The sequence below is a fragment of the Prosthecobacter debontii genome, assembly GCF_900167535.1.
In the GTDB taxonomy this organism is placed as follows: Bacteria; Verrucomicrobiota; Verrucomicrobiia; order Verrucomicrobiales; family Verrucomicrobiaceae; genus Prosthecobacter; species Prosthecobacter debontii.
In genome coordinates this window covers 1-16,007 of sequence record NZ_FUYE01000018.1, presented here as the reverse complement: position 1 = coordinate 16,007, position 16,007 = coordinate 1, and the positions used below count along the sequence as shown (strand labels likewise).

Below are 16,007 nucleotides of genomic sequence, written 5' to 3'. Positions count from 1 at the left end.
AAGAAAGGCTCTGCTGGCGGAGTTTCAAAACCAACGGGCATGAAAGCACTTATCACCGTTCACCAGATTAGCCCAATACAGCGGAGTGTGACACATTTCTCCCGAACTTAGAAAGACTCGCAGGCAAAAGCGTGCTCTGGGAGATTCCAGCTCCGACTGGGCTTCTCACGGAAGACTGAAAGCCGCGATGAACTTGCCGTCGAAGACTCAAGCAACGCTGACGCTGGCGGACTGCTGATGTTTGTGAGCGTTGTCTTTGCGATCCGCCCGAAGCTTGATTTTATCTTCCTGGGCTTTGACTTTGTCTCCGAGTTTATCGACCTTAGCTGCGTTTTTGGCGCTGCGGTCCTCCAGCTTGTTAGCAGCCTTGATCTCGTCGATTTCGTTAGCGATGTCGATCTGTTGCTTTGAGTCCAACTTCGTCGGGTCATACTGCTTCTGCAATTCCGCCAGTCGGGCGTCACGCTCTGGCCGGGGGTCGAGATCTCCCATGGCTGTCAGCTGACTCTCCAGCTTGCCCTGATGATTTTGACGCTTTTCAAGCTGCTTTTCTAACCGTTCCAACTTCAACTGATCCACCTTGTCCGTGATGGTGGCCTTCAGATTACTAGCTGCATTGCTCACACGATCAGCCGCCCCCCGCAGCATGTCCCGCACGCTGGTTTTTTGTTTCGGGGCCTCAGCGGTTTGTTCCGCGGGAGCGATGTTGTTGGCTGGTGCTGCCTGAACCGGCGGCTGCCAATTGTTGAGGTTATTTTTGACCTGCTGCCCGGCCTGTTGAGCCTGCGGTCCAATCACGCTGTCAGGGCCAAAGGCTGCGACATGAGCCTTCGCTGAATCAAGCGTCTCATTGAATTTCCCTTGTTGGAGATTCTTCACGTCGGGCCGTTCCGTGGTGATCTGTCCATCGTTTCCGATCACCTGCTTCACCCCGAGTGCCCGGTGAACTGCATCTTGGATGCGCTTGTCGGAGGGGTCGGCTGGGTTTTGATGACTGTAATTCCCATTTTGAAGCCCCTCAAGAGCCTGCTGCGCCACTCCCTGAGCATTTGCCACATTAGGTTTGAGGTCATCGTGGTCGAGAGAGTAATCGGCCACAGCCTTCACGACGATTGCACGCTCTTCCGCGGTCAGGCCCATGGCTTCAAGCTCAGGTCCAATTTCCGCGTCTATCTCGCTCTGAAACAGCGACCGCTTATCCTGATCCGCTTTCAATCGAGCCTCAGAGAGATCGCCTGATGCTGCGGTTAAGTTTGAGAGGGCTCCGGCCAGCTTGTCTTGGTCGACGGGTTGAACGTTGAGTTTAGCTTCCTCAAAACATTCGAGCACGGCTTGAAGGTTTGCAGCCTCATTCGCATCCGCCTCCAAAACCTCCGCCATGATGTGATCCCCATCATCGTGAAGGTAACCCGCCATGTCTTGATTCGAATCCACTCGAATACTGGCATTATCAATCTTCTCCCTGAGTTGGTTGGCATCCATGCAGGCAAGTTGCACCAGCTGATCGGCCTGCATCTGATGCATAGGAGGTCGTGTCGATGTGTTGGCTGGCGGTAAGTTGGCTGCAGCCGCCTGTAAGCGAGCCTTGTCATCGGGCTGAGCCAGATAAGCGTTCTTCTGCACCATGTCCTGCTGAACTGAGCCAGGATGCTCACCTTGATCCAAACGATTCTTATAATCTTCGTTTTGGTCCATGACCGCCGCCCGATCTTTGACCACTTGCGCCAAGGTGTCCCGGGCGGGTCCCTCTCCCATTCCGCCCAAACGTGCGAGATCGCTCGTCTGGCGGCTTTGCATACGCGACTGCTGATTGTCGATGTAATCGATGAGATCTTGAGCCGATTGACCTGTCGCAGACTTTTGATCGGAGTGTGGCATGACTGGGAGGAGTTAGGATTTTTTTCTTGATCGGATGTGTATGCGGCTTTGAGATGTTCTCATCACTTCCACCAATCAGGGATCTTCCCGGCTCCATCCATGGCCGGAATGCGCATCTTCACCTTGTTCTTGCTGGGGTGCACGATCCAGGCCGTGGCATCCGGCATCTTCATGAGTTCGCCAGGCTGGACTTCGTAGTCCCACTCTTTGTTAACCGTGGTGCTGGCATCCTTACCCAAGAACCCGGCGGACTTGGAGACCTTTTTCTTTTCCACCTTGGCAATGAACTCCGCCACGGCCAGTGCTCCCTCAGGGTCAGGCTGGCGGAAAGCGATACGGGAACGGCAGTTCAGCGTCAGCACCTGGGCGGTTTCTTTGCCCAAGACTGGGAAGAGTGAGGCATCACTCTGCATGCCCAGGATCAGGCAGCAATTCGCCGCACGCAGACGGTCAATGACGTTATGGTCGGAAATACCATCTTCACTGGCGGTGGCCAGAGCTTGAAACTCATCCATCAGCGCGATGAGGAGATTCTCCGTTTTCCGTTCCGACTTCGGTTTATCGAAGCGCATCATCGCATGGGTGTAAAAGAGCAGCTTCAAGTAGGTATTGATGTAGCGGCGCTCCGTCTGGAAGGTCTGTGGCAGGGCGGTGCAGAAAACGCGGCCTTTATCCACGTCCTGGATGTCGATGGTATTCGGCAGATCCGAGCAGAAGACTTCCGCAATGTCTGGATGCGTGAAGAAGCCGAGCATCACCTTCAAGGTGCCCACCAAACCTTCTTTTTGTTCGGCCGCCTTGGCACTGAGGAAGGTCTGGTCGAAGTATTTCGCCAGTTTGATTCGCTCCGGAGTGCTATCCGTATCCAGCAGCTCCTCAAAGATTTTTTCCATCGCCGAGCTATCCGTCAGGATCTCATAAGCGCGCAGGACATTGACGGGCTTGCCGAGGGTCTCCAGCAGTTCAAAGGCACTGGTGAGGGCTTGTTGAGCGGCGGGTTTGAAGAAAGAGGACTGCTCCCCTTCAGTCAAAGAGGCCCCGGTATCGACCAAGTTTTTAGCATGGGTGGTGTAGGGCAGCCGGGGATCCGAGACAAGGTTATAGCGCTCCTTAGGCTTCCAGCTTTTATCCAGGCGATCTGGACGCACGGCCAGCACGCACACGGCATCCGGGCGGCCATGACCGGTGAAGTGCTCGATGGCGAAGAAGTGCTCATCCCCTTTTGCTCCAAGGACGAGCCCGCCCCAGTTCGGGCGGCTCATGCTGATCTGGTGCAGCAGGGGATTGAAACCCGAAGTCGTCTTACCCACCCCGGTATCTCCGGTGATCAACCAATGACGCGTGAACTCGCCGGGCAACCACTTCAGGTTCTTGTATTGGACGATGTAATCCTTCTTGCTGAAATCCGGCTGCCACTTCAGCAGCATCATGGCCCCGACGAGGCAAGCAAAGGGAACAAATGCATAGCCGGCCAGCTCGATGTGATTGGCATAGTCCATGATGCCATAACGCTGGATCTCATACTTCACGAAGGCGAACCACAGACCAAACAGTACCAGAGCGACGGCGGTGAGAAACTTCAGGAATGAAAACATAAGTCGGGAGGAGGAAACGAATCAGAAAAGAACAGCCAGAGAAAGCTCTGGACAATCCCGATGGCAAACGGACTCGCTACCGAATAGTATCCCCTTCGAATCTGTTTTTTCCGTTGTGAAATCGGTCTTCATGGAGTCGGTCACTGGCTTTTTTTCGGCATGTTCATGCATCAATTAGAACAACCGTATCCGAGTGTGACGCAGAAAATGCGCCGGATGAGCAGCGAACCAGCGCAACGCTCGCCATAGCTCCGCCAAAATTGAGAAGCCCCTCCTTGCTTGCCATTTCGCTGCCCTCCACTATGAATGACCCACGTGCTGGGAGGTTCATGCCTCTCTAGCCAGTTCACTGCTCTGATGAATCTCCGCCCACGCCGCCGCCCTGTCCCGGCCATCCCCATCGTATCGCTCATCGATATCATGGTGATTCTGCTGATTTTCTTCATCGCCACCACCTCCTTCAATGAGGAGAAAAAGCAGGTCAAGATCACCCTACCTCAATCCAAAGCCCTGGGGGAAGCCGTGCCCAAGCAAGAGGTCCGCCGCACCCTGGCCATCACTCAGAATCAAGAACTCATCCTGGATGGCACCCCTGTGGATGCCGAGCATCTCGCCGCTGCCATCCAGCAGCTCCGAGACCTGAACCCTGGGGTAAAATTGGAGCTTCAGGCCGATGCCAAAACCGAGCTCGAACTCCTCATCAAAGTCTGGGATGCCCTGCGGGAAGCCGGCTACCCCATCAATGATGTCCCGGCCCGGATTAAGGCGAGCGGCAAGTAGGAAATCCAACAAACGCAGCCTGAAGGTTTGATATAGGGATCATTCCTGGTTAGGCAGGTGTAGATGCGCGGGTCTGGGCTTTTCAGAGCATAAACTGAAAACAAACCCTTGTCCTGCCCCCCGGCATCCGCTTTTTTAGTGGCTGCTTTTTCTCATGGTCCTGCCCATCGTTCGTTACCCAGATCCCGTTCTTCGCGCCAAATGCCGTCCTGTCACTCAGGTGACGGACGAGATCCGCCAGTTTGCTGCGGACATGATCGAGACCATGCATGCCGCCAATGGCGTGGGTCTGGCCGCGCCCCAGGTCGCACGGGATATCCAGTTGGCCGTCATTGATGTTTCCCATAACCCGAAGTGCATCACCTACCTTCGCATCAATGGCCAGTCCGCCGAGATGCCTGTGCACATGCCCGTGATCTTTCTCAATCCCGTCCTCGAACTTGGCAAAGATAAGGATGTGGATGAAGAAGGCTGCCTCAGCTTCCCCCGCCTGCGGGGAGACATCCGCCGCAGTGAGGATGTGAAAGTCACCTTCCAGACCCTGGAGGGTGAAACCCAGACCTGGGAAACCGATGGTCTGCTGGCCCGTGCCTTTCAGCACGAGATCGATCACCTCAATGGCATCCTCTTCATCGATCGGCTCTCCGCCGCCGCCAAGGTGGGCCTAAAGCGTAAGCTCGGTCGCCTCATGGAGGAGTGGACTGAAGACGATGTCGGCGAGTGATCCGGCTCATGGTTAGGCGCTGATTGACAAAGGAAAGCACAAAAAAGCGCAATTCCTGACTTGGAATCGCATCGTGAATTTCGCAATCATGCGCACATGCTGCTCCCAAGCCTCCCGGCTAACTTCATTCGCATCGGTTTCACCTTACTGCTCCTGAGCCTCGCCCTCCTTGATCGACCACTGAGCGGCCAGGAGCCCTCCGCCTGGAAGGCAGGAGCCGCGAGCATCGACATCACGCCAGACTATCCCGTTCGGCTCAGTGGCTACGGCAGCCGCAAGACGCCGAACGAAGGGGTGGAGATGCGAATCCATGCTAAGGCCCTCGCCCTGACCTGGGAGCAGGACCCGGTCTCGGTCATCCTCACCGTGGACAACTGTGGGGTGCCCGCCAGCCTGCGGGCCAAGGTGCTGGCGGCTCTCAAAACCGCCGGGCATCCCGTGCAGGATGAGCGTCTGGCCCTGCACTCCAGCCACACGCACTGCGCCCCCGCCTTGCCGGGGCTACTCACCTTTCTCTTTCCCGAGGAACCCTCCGCTGAAGAGCAGGCCGCCGTCCAACGTTATGGCGATGAGTTGGTGACGAAGCTGGTTAAGGTGACTCTGGAGGCCCTACAAAACCAGAGTCCTGCCCGGCTGCACTGGTCCACGGGCAAGGTCCCTTTTGCCATGAATCGGCGGCTGAAAACCGACACAGGCTACACCAACAATCCCAACCCCTACGGCCCGACTGACCATGCCCTGCCGGTGCTGCGCATCACGTCTCTCGAGGGTAAACTGCGCGCTCTTTACACCAGCTATGCCTGCCACTGCACCACCCTGGCCATCAATAAGATCCATCCTGACTGGGCAGGCTGTGCCCAGCAAGAATTGGAACTCCGCTTCCCGGGCGTCGTCGCCCTGACGGCGATTGGCTGTGGGGCCGATCAAAACCCCTATCCACGTCGTGAACTCCCCCATGCCACCCTGCACGGCGTCACCTTGGCTAAGGAAGCCGTGCGCCTCATCAATGAGCCCATGAAGGAGGTTCGGGGGCCTCTCACCTGCACCACGAAAGAGATCAAACTCCCCTTCGACACCCCACGCACTGCCGCCGAGTGGGAGAGTCTGGCACAGGATAAAAATCCCTGGACGGCCCGCCATGCTAAGCACTTCCAGGGCATGCTTCAGCGCGGTGAAGCCATCCCCACCGACCTCCCCTACACCGTCCAGGTGTGGAGCTATGGAGACGACCTTCTCACCATCAATCTCCCCGGCGAGGTCGTGGTGGATTACGGCCTGCGTTTCAAAAAAGAAAACGACGCCCAACGCACCTGGGTGAACAGCTACACCAATGATGTCCCCTGCTACATCCCCTCTCAGCGGGTGTGGGAAGAAGGCGGTTATGAAGCCGCGGGCGCCATGACCTACTACGGTCGTCCGAATCGCTTTGCCTCCGGCATCGAGGAGACCATCGCCACCGCCGTGCAGAAACTCGTGCCTGCGGGTTTCCAAAAGCGGCCCTAGGCACCAACCCGGCCAATTCCCTGTATCAAAGCGGCGCTTCAGCGAGTTATAGATGCCTCGGTTCGTCGTTTCCCTTCCACCTTCATGAAGCTCCTTCTGCTCCTCCCCTTCCTCGCCGCCAGCGCTTATGCCGCGACTCCGGCGCTTGAGTTCAATGATCCCAACCCTCAGCGCTACGATTTGTCCAAACGTGCCAGCGAGATTGATCCTCGCGCTAAGGAGCATCCGGAGATTGACTTCGTCTTCACCGATAAGAAGGGCAAGCCGCAGGACCTGGAGCACGCCAGCGTGGACACTCGCGTGAAGCCCCAGGGCAAGCTGGTGATCTGGCTCATGGGCCACAGCGCCCCGCTGTTTGAGCGTCTGAATGGCTACGGCCTTCATGCCATCCAGGTGCATTATGCCAACAAGTGGTTCGGCATCATCCCCGCCGCCCGGCGTGACGATGGCAAGACGCTGGGAGACATTCGCCTGGAGGCCGCCACGGGTGAGGATCACTCCGATCTCTGCGCCATCCCGAAACCCGATGGCATGATGGAGCGTGCCTTCCAACTCGTGAAATGGCTCTCCAAAGAAAACCCCCAGGGCAAATGGCAGCAGTTCATCAATGCCAAGGGTGACGGACTCGATTGGGACAAAGTCATCGTCTCAGGGGCCTCTCATGGTGCCACCACCTCTGCCCGTTTCGCCAAGCATCAGAAGGTGGACCGCGTCGTTTGTTTCTGCGGCCCGCGGGATCAACTCGAGAGCTGGCAGAGCCTGCCCTCCGCCACTCCTGGAAACCGCATCTTTGCCTTCAGCCACGTGCTGGATAGCGGCTGGACGGGGGATCACTACTGCCGCTCCTGGGAGATGATGGGCCTGAACCAATACGGCCCCATCGTCAATGTGGATGAAGCCGCACCGCCCTATGCCAACACCCGCCGCCTCATCACCGACTTCGACGTGAAGGGAGACGCCAAGCGGGCCCACGGGCTCGTCACTCCCGGCGGTTCCTCTGCCAAAGGACCGGAGGGTAAGTTCCTGCATGAAGCCGTGTGGAACTATCTCTTCAATCACCCCGTAGACGAAGTCGGTGATCCGACCCAGCTCGACCCGAGCTGCGAGCATGATTTGAAGAAGTAAGACTGGAGTGAAGCTGTATCGACAAACCCCTCACCCTAACCCTCTCCCCAGAGGGGCGAGGGAACGGTCGTTGGGTCTGCGGTGTCGAAAGCCAAAAGACGTTCTCCCTCGCCCCAGGGACTGGGGGTGAAGTCAGCACATAGGTAACACTTCGGGTTCAGGACATGGGTCACACGTTGCGCCCTCACTTCAAATGACTTCCACTCAACACATCCATTCGTGCGGTGGGTTGTCCTCCGGATAAAGAAAAAAATCCGGGCCGACAGGGGGATTGTGGCTATGTTCAGCCACTTCCCCTCGAATGCCCCTGATCCAGTTGATTCGCCACGCGGAGAGTGTCGCCAATGCCGGCGGTGTCTCTCAGACTCCCGCCTGTATTCCCCTCACCGATCTTGGTCATCAGCAGGCCCAGGCCCTGCTCGCCCACTTCCCCCAGGCACCGGACCTCGTCGTCGTCTCGCCTTTCATCCGCACCCTCGAAACGGCCAATCCTCTTCTGGCCAAGTTTCCCCACGTGCCGGTCGAGACCTGGCCTGTGCAGGAGTTCACCTACCTCGACAACGAGGCCTACCGAGGCACCACCGTGGCCCAGCGTTCTCCTGCCGCCCAGGCGTATTGGCAGCGGGGTGATGTCCGCCATTGTCACGGTCACGGAGCCGAGAGTTTTGCCGATTTCATGGCGCGGGTGGATCACCTGATCGAGCGTCTCTCCTTGGAGACACGCCGCCACATTGCCATCTTCAGCCACGGCTTCTTCATCTCCGCCGTGCTCTGGCGCTGCCAGCACCCCACCGCCCCGGTGGACACCCGCTTCATGGGAGACTACTTGCAAAACCGTCTGGCCAATCCGGTGCCGAACGCCCTGATCGTGCCTTTTCCAGGCGCGGAAAGTCGCCAGCCCAAGCTCGCGGCCGCCTGATTTCAGCGTCTTTCCCTGAAATCGGACGCAAGACTGCCCCTGCGATGCCACGTTCTCAGTCTCCCCAATCATCACCATGATTACATCTCGCCGTCACCTTTTCCTCCTGGCCGCTCTCGGCTTCTCCAGTCTGGCCCACGCTGCCGATAATCCTTATCTGGGCCGCTGGGCTCTCACCCTGCAGGGCGACCGTGCAGGCTGGCTGGGCGTGGAGGAAAAAGACGGTGGCCTCGCCTCCAGCGTTCTCTGGGGTGGCGGTAGTGTTCTTCCGACGGATGGCACGAAGATTGAGGGCGACAGCCTCATCATCACCCGCCTGTCCAATGCCAAGCGCAAAAACAAAGAGGGGAAAGAGGTCTCCGAAAAAGTGACCGAAACCCTCACCGTCAAGGTTTCCGGCGACAGCCTCAGTGGCAGCACAGTGAAGACCAAGGAAGACGGCAAGGCCTTTGGCCAGGCTGAATTCACCGGCAACCGCATCCCCGCTATCCCAGCCAAGCCTGATCTGGCCAAGGTGAAGTTCGGTGAGCCCATCTCCCTCTTTAACGGCAAGGACCTCAGCGGCTGGCGCCTCGTGAAAGAGGGCGACCTCAGTGGCTGGAGTGTGGAAGACGGTGCCCTGATCAACCGCGTGGTCAAGGAACCCGGCAAGCACTTCGGTAACCTGCGCACCGACGCCGAATTCGAAGACTTCAACCTCAAGCTGGAAGTCCGCACCCAGGAGAACAGCAACAGCGGGGTTTACCTGCGCGGCGTTTATGAAGTGCAGGTCATGGAAAGCTTTGGCCAGCCGCTGGACTCCCACCACATGGGCGCTCTCTACAGCCGCATCACCCCTTCCGTCGCTGCCGAGAAGCCGATCGGTGAATGGCAGACCATGGACATCACCCTGGTGGACCGCCACTTGACGGTGATCCTCAACGGCAAAACCATCATTGATAACCAGCCCGTGCTCGGCTGCACCGGTGGAGCCCTCACCAGCAACGAGTTCAATCCCGGCCCGATCTTCCTGCAAGGCGACCACACCAATGTGGACTACAAGAACATCGTCCTGCGCCCGGTGGTAAAGTAAGCCCCGGCTGCTTTTCCCCAGAAGGAACCCGTTTCCCCCTGCCCGTTCATGGTTTTCCTGAGCGGGCTTTTTTGTGCCTGGGTCTTTCGAGTTTGGAGCCTCACTTTTAGGCCGAATCAAGGAAGGCCGAAACGAGCCAAAAAATGCCGTCTGAATCCGGGGCTCCGAGCAATGAAACGAAGGAGGGAGGCTCTACCGCTGTCATTTTAGTCCCACATCGCATCACCATTGCTCCGAAAGGATGGAGGGTTTGTGCACGATAAGTCATTTCGACAATTCATGAGCACTCTTTACAACCGCCGTCAGTTTGCCCAGACCACTGGGACAGCCGCCATCATCACTGCTGCGAGCACCCTGCGTGCTGAGCAGAAAGCCGACTCCCAGGAGACACTACGCATCGGCCTCGTCGGCTGCGGTGGTCGTGGCACCGGAGCTGCCTCCCAAGCGCTGGGAGCCGATTACAACGCCAAGATCGTGGCCATGGCCGATGTGGACATGAAGCAGATCGAGACCAGCATTGGCAGCCTGAGCCAGAAGTTTCCGGATCGCGTGGATGTGAAGCCGGAGAAGCGCTTCATCGGCATGGACGCCTACCAGAAGCTCATTGATAGCGGCGTGGATGTGGTGCTGCTGGCCAGCCCTCCGGGCTTCCGCCCCCTGCACCTGATGGCAGCGGTGGATGCGGGCAAGCACATCTTTGCCGAAAAACCGATGGCGGTGGACACCATCGGCTATCACATGGCCATGGCCGCCGTGAAGAAGGCTAAGGAGAAGAAGCTGAACCTCGTGGCCGGCTTCTGCTGGCGCTACAGCACCTCCCGCAAGGAAGCCTTCCAGCGCGTGGCCGATGGGCAGATCGGTAAGGTCACCAGCATCCTGGCCACCTATCACACCGGACCCGTGAAACCCATGCCGCCCGCCAGCGCCCGCACGCCTGAGATGAGCGATGTGGAGTGGCAGGTGCGGAACTGGTATAACTTCTCCTGGCTCAGTGGGGACAGCATCGCCGAGCAGGCCGTGCACAGCATTGATAAGATCGTCTGGGCCATGGGGGATACCCCACCCGTCTCCTGCATCGCCACCGGGGGTCGTCAGATCCCCTCAGAAGGCGGTAACATCTATGACCACTTCCACGCTGCCTTCGAGTGGGGTAACGGTCTCATGTGCCATCTGGCCAATCGCCAGATCAAGGGCTGCACCGGCCATAACCAAGACATCATCCGCGGCGAAAAAGGCGTGCTCATCATCGGTAAAGGCGGCGCTCCCTTCATTGATGGACCCAAGCGCTGGCGCTGGCGTGCGGAGGAGAAAAACATGTATGACCTGGAGCACGAGGCCCTCTTCAACGCCATCCGCAAAGGAGAAGTGATCAATGACGGCGATCGCATGATGCTCTCCACGCTGGTGGGGATCATGGGCCGCGAGGCCGCCTACACGGGTCAGCTCCTGACCTGGGATCAAATGCTGGCCTGCACTCAGGATTTGGCCCCGGATAATCTGAAGTGGACGGATAGCTTCACCCCCACGCCGATGGCCATGCCGGGCGTGACAAAATTCCAAATGCCTGAGCCCCAAAAACCCGAAGAAGAGGTGAAGGGCAAAGAAGAGAAGAAGAAAGAAAAGGCCTAACCGCAAGTCGGATCATCCTGAAAGGGATGATCTGATCGCCAAAAGCAGGCAGGGTTTGTCCGGCGCTGGGTTCAGATTCACTCTGAGCCCCGTCGCCGGACCTATTAAGTTTGGTTAACGTGACCCACGCTGGATGCAGCCTTCCCAGCACCGCGGCTGCTGTCGTATCGACAGCGCGTTTTCTTTCTAATTCTTCAGCAGCAAGCTCTGAAGCGACCACCGCAGGGTCTCCCCCTGCGGAATCGCTAACGCAACCGTTCGTTAGGCCTAGTTAACGGAGAGGGTTGTGCCCTCCCTCCATTCGTAGGTTTAAATCCAGGTGCCTGCGGGGATGACGGTGTCTTTCGGGATCACCACGATACCGTCGCGGATGTAGAACAGCTCGCTGTCCATGTCATCGGGTTTACCCTCGGGGGTGATGACGACGTTATCGCCGATGTGCACGTTCTTATCGATGATGACGCGCTCGATGCGGCAGTTACGCCCGATGCCAGGGGCGGGGCGTGTGGGATCGGTGCCCACGGCACCTGCGTAGTAATCCGCGCCCATGATGATGGTTTCACGAATGGTGGTGCCGGTCTCGATGATGGAGCGGATGCCGATGACCGCAGTCTCCACATGAGCGTCGGTAATGATGCAGCCGTCGGAGATGAGGGCTTCACGGATCACCGCGCCATTGATCTTCGTGGCAGGCAGGAAGCGGGCATGGGTGAAGATGGGGGCGGCGGAGTCAAAGAAGTCATACTGGGGCACCAGCTTACAGAGGTCCAGATTGGCCTGGAAGAAGCTGAGGATGGTGCCGATGTCTTCCCAGTAGCCCTGGAAGTTGTAGGAGTGGACTTTGTATTTCTTCAGCGCTGCGGGGATGATGTGCTTGCCGAAGTCCATGCAGTCATTATCCAGCGCGTCGATGAGGGCTTGGCGATTGAATACATAGATGCCCATGGAAGCTTGATAACGGGCCTCGGTGGTCGGCAGACCGAGCTGCTGGAGCATCTCTGCAGGCATTTGAAGGTCTTCGAGGATGGCAGGGTCCTTGGGCTTCTCCACGAATTCATGGATCCGACCTTCAGCGTCGGCTTTCATGATGCCGAAGCTTTTGGCATCCTTCGCATTCACAGGCAGGGTGGCGATGGTGAGCTCGGCCCCGGTGGTGAGGTGCTGCTCCATCACCTTGCGGAAATCCATGCGGTAGAGCTGGTCACCGCTGAGGATGAGGAAATACTGATGATCGCCTTCCAGGAAGTAGCGCAGGTTTTGCCGCACGGCGTCGGCAGTGCCCTGATACCAGCGCTCGCCCTGCGGGGTCTGCTGAGCGGCCAAGACCTCGATGAATCCGCGCTCGAAGGAGTCGAACTGATAGGTGCGGGCGATGTGACGGTTCAGCGAGGCGCTGTTATACTGCGTGAGCACATACACGTCGCGCACGCCGGAGTTGATGCAGTTGCTGATGGGGATGTCCACCAGACGATACTTACCCGCCAGAGGCACTGCAGGTTTGGCCCGATCCTTAGTGAGGGGGAACAGGCGGGTTCCCGCACCGCCTCCCATGACGATGGCCAGTGTGGAGCGCCGGAGGAGTGCATCGGTTTCGATTTTGGAGGGCATGGCTGGTAGGAAAGGGCTAGTTTTCAGTGAAACAAGACGCCTAAGCAAGCGTTTCTGTCGGGCGATACGCATGTATTCCGTCTTTCTACGGTAACGTGCCCCAACCGCCCCCACCCTGCATGTCCTCCACTACGAATCGCCTCGCCATTCTTGCCCTTAGCTCCGCCACCCTGGCGGCGATGCCGCTCCAGGCTGCGGTCAGCTTTGAAAAGCAGATTCTTCCCGTGCTCGAGGCCAAGTGCCTGGGGTGCCACAAGGCCCCGCACATGGAGGACGGCAAGATGAAGAAACCGAAAGCCGACCTCCGCCTGGATGCCGCCTGGGCCATGCTCAAAGGTGCAGAGAGCGGCCCGGCCCTGGTGCCTGGAAACTTGGCCAAGAGCTACATCTATGAAGTGGTCACCCTACCCAAGGATGACGATATGTTCATGCCGCCGAAAGGCGACCCCCTCACGGCGGATGAAATCCAACTGCTCAAGGAATGGATCGAAAGCGGAGCCGACTTCGCCGGGTGGAAGGGTAACATGGAGGGGGCCCCCGAGGAGGAGGAACCCAAAGCCGCCGTGGTGAAGGTGCGCGAGCACGAGGTCTTTTATCAAAAGTTAGGCGATGGAGTGAAGCCTGCCGAAAGTGCCGCGCTCGAAGCTGCCAAAGCCGCTGGAGCCCAAGTCTCCACCCTGAAGATGGACAGCCCTCTGCTGCGGGCGGATTTCCTCACCGGCGTCTCCAAATGCACCGACGACAAAGTGGCCGCGCTGCTGCCACTGAAGGAGCAACTCGCCCAGCTCGATCTCGGCCGCACCGTCATCACGGATGAGGCGCTGAAGACCGTGGCTCAGTTCCCCCGCCTCGCCGCGCTGGACCTGCGCCAGACCCAGATCACCGATGCCGGCCTGGAAGCGCTCACCGCACTGAAAAACCTTCAGACCCTGAACCTCTTCGGCACCGGGATCACGGATGCCGGTGTGAAGCAACTGGCCGCCATCAAGTCCCTGAAGACCATCTCCCTCTATCAGACAAAGGCCACCCCCGCCGCCGCCAAGGAACTGGCCACCGCGATCCCCGGGATCAAAGTGACGCTGAAGTAGGTTAGGTCTTCTGCGGATTTATTGTCACGGTTTCTTTGCACAAACTCATGTGAAGAAGCCATACGGCCAAGCTGACAGTGTCTCGCGATATCCCTCAGCATGAACCATGCCCCGACCAACCACGACGGCAGTTCCGACTCACCTACCGCGATCGAGAGCTGCCTGGAAGCTCTCGCGGCCGAATTTCCAGGCCTCTCCAGCGAGCATCTCGCGGCGGCCTACGAAAACGTGCGCCGTCGCAGCAACACACCTCTTTCCGACGACATCCTGAAAACCCGCCTGCGGCTCCTTTGCCAATCTCGCGGGATGTCGCATACGTTGTGAGGAGAACTCAGCGCAGCGAGCCTCGTATCAGCGCCCATTCCTGATTCGTTCTCTGAATGACGCCCTGCATGAGCTTGGCGGTCAGTGCATTTGGCCTGTTACCTTTGCGATCAAATTCAGGCACACTGCGGGTGTAGCTGGTGACACACGCCCGATCCGGTGAAGTGGAAATGCCCAGGCTTTTGATGATGCAGCCGAGACTTTGCTTCGCCAATCGAAACCGGAGAGCCTCCTCTCCGTCAGAGATATCAAGATATCGGGCATACGAAACGACGCCGCCAAAGTTAGAGGAGCAGGAAAAGACGTAATTGGCGTCTCCCATGTAAATGTCCGCGGCAGTGATCAGCAGATAACGCAAAGGGGCACGTGGTGAATCATGCACAGTCCTTTGCAGAGCCGGTAGCATCACATTCACATCCCACTGCACTTCGCCTAACAAACCACGCCGACGGGTATGTTCAGGCAGGGGCACCACCTGATCGGATAAGAGAACTGGCATGCCTGTTTCCTGTTCGATCACATAACCCACCGCTTTTAAAAGAGGTTCAGGCACATCTCCTAGCCTAACCAAAATGACGGTCAGCACAGCCACGGAATTGAGGCTGGAATCGAGCTTGCAAGTCCGCACTTCTGGGATCTCAGCGCTCGACTGCCAATAAGGCAAATTGGCCGCTTCCTTCGTGCCGGATGAGATGAGGATGCTAGATGAATCCAGTCGGGAGACCATCTCATAAGCGCGATTGTTTTCCGCGTTCAAACGCAGCGCTTCCTGAGCCATCCGCAAAGCCTCCTGAGACTTCCCTTCGCCGTCCAGTTGTTCAGCATAGTCTTGCACCGCGTCGGAAAATTCACCCGCGACAACATTATCCGTGATCGACAAAACCCGCTCAGCCGCCAGTCGCTTATGCTCTGGGTTCCACGGATTCAAATACGCATGGTCCTGCATCACGATGAAAACCAGCATGCCAGCCAGTGGCGGGACGGGCAGCGCCCACCAGAACGTCGCCTGACGCTGCGCCCGATGTGATTTTTCCCATATCCAGGGCCAAGCATATAAAGCCAGGCAACCGACTAAAATCAGTGCTTCCGTCCAACCCCGGTTTCGATGGAGGGCCACGAATTCGTGAGTGCTCAAAAGAATCAGTATGGGCAGGAGCACCCCAAAACCCAACAGCCCAAAAGCCTCAGCTAGAATCACTTTGGAGGGGCGGCGCACGGGCAAGGTCCGTCTGTTCCGCTCGATCTGCTGAGCCGCTAGTTCCTCTGGGGTCGCCGTTGGACTCAGGCCTTGATAAAGTGCTTCTTCGGCGAGCTCTTCTTCACTCAGAGATTGATAGTAATGAATAGCCTGCTGCTCCCACTCCTTCCATTTCAGTGGGCTGTGCACTCTACTCCTAAACTCTCCGACCAAGGCTAAAAGACGAAGCAGGAGAAAGCCTCCCCACGCGGTGAGGAACGCATGACTCGGCACTACCCCATACAAAATCGCGACCACCAAACAGAAGAACAAGGCTTTGAAAAAAGTCGGCGCGACGAGGGAATTCATCATGAGCTACAGAACAAGCCTCAGATATCAGACTTCTGAGGGAGGTTCAACATGACAGGATCTTTATCCGTAAGACGTTTTTCGACATTCGCCGACAACCTGATGTAAAAGAGCCTTCATTGGGTAGCGTGGACAGGATTTGAACCTGTGATCCCGCATGCGGGACTATGAGCCTGACGAGGCTTGGGTGCGGGTGAGTCCGGTCAGCCGATAGAA

The 16,007-nt window shown here is 57.8% G+C and carries 13 protein-coding genes; 9 read left to right on the top strand and 4 right to left on the bottom strand.

The features are described from left to right. Positions 1-207: 207 nt before the first annotated feature. Both B5D61_RS20675 and B5D61_RS20670 read right to left on the bottom strand, forming a co-directional pair. The gene (locus B5D61_RS20675; protein WP_078815347.1) at positions 208-1,878 is read right to left on the bottom strand and encodes a hypothetical protein; all 1,671 of its coding nucleotides are present in this window, start codon (positions 1,876-1,878) and stop codon (positions 208-210) included. Positions 1,879-1,940: 62 nt separating this feature from the next. Continuing rightward, the gene (locus B5D61_RS20670) at positions 1,941-3,473 is read right to left on the bottom strand and encodes a type IV secretory system conjugative DNA transfer family protein (protein ID WP_078815346.1); all 1,533 of its coding nucleotides are present in this window, start codon (positions 3,471-3,473) and stop codon (positions 1,941-1,943) included. A 357-nt stretch (positions 3,474-3,830) separates the two neighbouring features. On the opposite strand from B5D61_RS20670, the gene B5D61_RS20665 reads away from it, so the two are divergent. From B5D61_RS20665 to B5D61_RS20635, 7 genes are all read left to right on the top strand, one after another. Beyond that, entirely contained in the window at positions 3,831-4,253 is a 423-nt protein-coding gene (locus tag B5D61_RS20665; protein WP_176159577.1) for an ExbD/TolR family protein, read from the top strand. A 154-nt stretch (positions 4,254-4,407) separates the two neighbouring features. Next, positions 4,408-4,977: a peptide deformylase gene (gene def, locus B5D61_RS20660; protein WP_078815344.1), complete on the top strand. Its 570-nt coding sequence runs from the start codon at positions 4,408-4,410 to the stop codon at positions 4,975-4,977. A gap of 96 nt (positions 4,978-5,073) precedes the next feature. Next, positions 5,074-6,480 (top strand): neutral/alkaline non-lysosomal ceramidase N-terminal domain-containing protein, encoded by a 1,407-nt coding sequence (locus B5D61_RS20655; protein ID WP_078815343.1) that lies wholly within the window; start codon positions 5,074-5,076, stop codon positions 6,478-6,480. Positions 6,481-6,564: 84 nt separating this feature from the next. Continuing rightward, positions 6,565-7,605 (top strand): BPSS1187 family protein, encoded by a 1,041-nt coding sequence (locus B5D61_RS20650; protein ID WP_078815342.1) that lies wholly within the window; start codon positions 6,565-6,567, stop codon positions 7,603-7,605. Between the two features lie 301 nt (positions 7,606-7,906). Then, a complete protein-coding gene (locus B5D61_RS20645) occupies positions 7,907-8,524 on the top strand; it encodes a histidine phosphatase family protein (protein WP_078815341.1) in 618 nt (205 codons plus the stop codon). Between the two features lie 76 nt (positions 8,525-8,600). Continuing rightward, complete coding sequence (locus B5D61_RS20640; protein WP_078815340.1) at positions 8,601-9,596, top strand: 3-keto-disaccharide hydrolase; 996 nt, start codon at positions 8,601-8,603, stop codon at positions 9,594-9,596. Between the two features lie 279 nt (positions 9,597-9,875). Then, the gene (locus B5D61_RS20635; RefSeq protein ID WP_078815339.1) at positions 9,876-11,225 is read left to right on the top strand and encodes a Gfo/Idh/MocA family protein; all 1,350 of its coding nucleotides are present in this window, start codon (positions 9,876-9,878) and stop codon (positions 11,223-11,225) included. 309 nt (positions 11,226-11,534) lie between these two features. On the opposite strand, the gene B5D61_RS20630 is transcribed toward B5D61_RS20635, so the two are convergent. Further along, on the bottom strand, positions 11,535-12,833 hold the full coding sequence (locus B5D61_RS20630) for a glucose-1-phosphate adenylyltransferase (protein ID WP_078815338.1): 1,299 nt from the start codon (positions 12,831-12,833) through the stop codon (positions 11,535-11,537). A gap of 119 nt (positions 12,834-12,952) precedes the next feature. Between B5D61_RS20630 and B5D61_RS20625 the strand changes: the two genes are divergently transcribed. Both B5D61_RS20625 and B5D61_RS20620 read left to right on the top strand, forming a co-directional pair. Beyond that, on the top strand, positions 12,953-13,921 hold the full coding sequence (locus B5D61_RS20625; protein ID WP_078815337.1) for a c-type cytochrome domain-containing protein: 969 nt from the start codon (positions 12,953-12,955) through the stop codon (positions 13,919-13,921). 99 nt (positions 13,922-14,020) lie between these two features. Next, positions 14,021-14,245, top strand: a complete 225-nt coding sequence (locus tag B5D61_RS20620) for a hypothetical protein (RefSeq protein ID WP_078815336.1) — start codon at positions 14,021-14,023, stop codon at positions 14,243-14,245. Positions 14,246-14,252: 7 nt separating this feature from the next. Here B5D61_RS20620 and B5D61_RS20615 read toward each other — a convergent pair whose 3' ends face one another. Beyond that, complete coding sequence (locus B5D61_RS20615; protein WP_078815335.1) at positions 14,253-15,794, bottom strand: zinc metalloprotease; 1,542 nt, start codon at positions 15,792-15,794, stop codon at positions 14,253-14,255. Positions 15,795-16,007 lie beyond the last annotated feature (213 nt).

Excerpts from the sequence above, each read along its gene's own strand:
- B5D61_RS20675 (WP_078815347.1), bottom strand. The coding sequence starts at position 1,878 with ATGCCACACTCCGATCAAAAGTCTGCGACAGGTCAATCGGCTCAAGAT.
- B5D61_RS20650 (WP_078815342.1), top strand. The coding sequence starts at position 6,565 with ATGAAGCTCCTTCTGCTCCTCCCCTTCCTCGCCGCCAGCGCTTATGCC.
- B5D61_RS20655 (WP_078815343.1), top strand. The coding sequence starts at position 5,074 with ATGCTGCTCCCAAGCCTCCCGGCTAACTTCATTCGCATCGGTTTCACC.
- B5D61_RS20645 (WP_078815341.1), top strand. The coding sequence starts at position 7,907 with ATGCCCCTGATCCAGTTGATTCGCCACGCGGAGAGTGTCGCCAATGCC.
- B5D61_RS20635 (WP_078815339.1), top strand. The coding sequence starts at position 9,876 with ATGAGCACTCTTTACAACCGCCGTCAGTTTGCCCAGACCACTGGGACA.
- B5D61_RS20615 (WP_078815335.1), bottom strand. The coding sequence starts at position 15,794 with ATGATGAATTCCCTCGTCGCGCCGACTTTTTTCAAAGCCTTGTTCTTC.
- B5D61_RS20640 (WP_078815340.1), top strand. The coding sequence starts at position 8,601 with ATGATTACATCTCGCCGTCACCTTTTCCTCCTGGCCGCTCTCGGCTTC.
- def (WP_078815344.1), top strand. The coding sequence starts at position 4,408 with ATGGTCCTGCCCATCGTTCGTTACCCAGATCCCGTTCTTCGCGCCAAA.
- B5D61_RS20670 (WP_078815346.1), bottom strand. The coding sequence starts at position 3,473 with ATGTTTTCATTCCTGAAGTTTCTCACCGCCGTCGCTCTGGTACTGTTT.
- B5D61_RS20620 (WP_078815336.1), top strand. The coding sequence starts at position 14,021 with ATGAACCATGCCCCGACCAACCACGACGGCAGTTCCGACTCACCTACC.
- B5D61_RS20625 (WP_078815337.1), top strand. The coding sequence starts at position 12,953 with ATGTCCTCCACTACGAATCGCCTCGCCATTCTTGCCCTTAGCTCCGCC.
- B5D61_RS20630 (WP_078815338.1), bottom strand. The coding sequence starts at position 12,833 with ATGCCCTCCAAAATCGAAACCGATGCACTCCTCCGGCGCTCCACACTG.
- B5D61_RS20665 (WP_176159577.1), top strand. The coding sequence starts at position 3,831 with ATGAATCTCCGCCCACGCCGCCGCCCTGTCCCGGCCATCCCCATCGTA.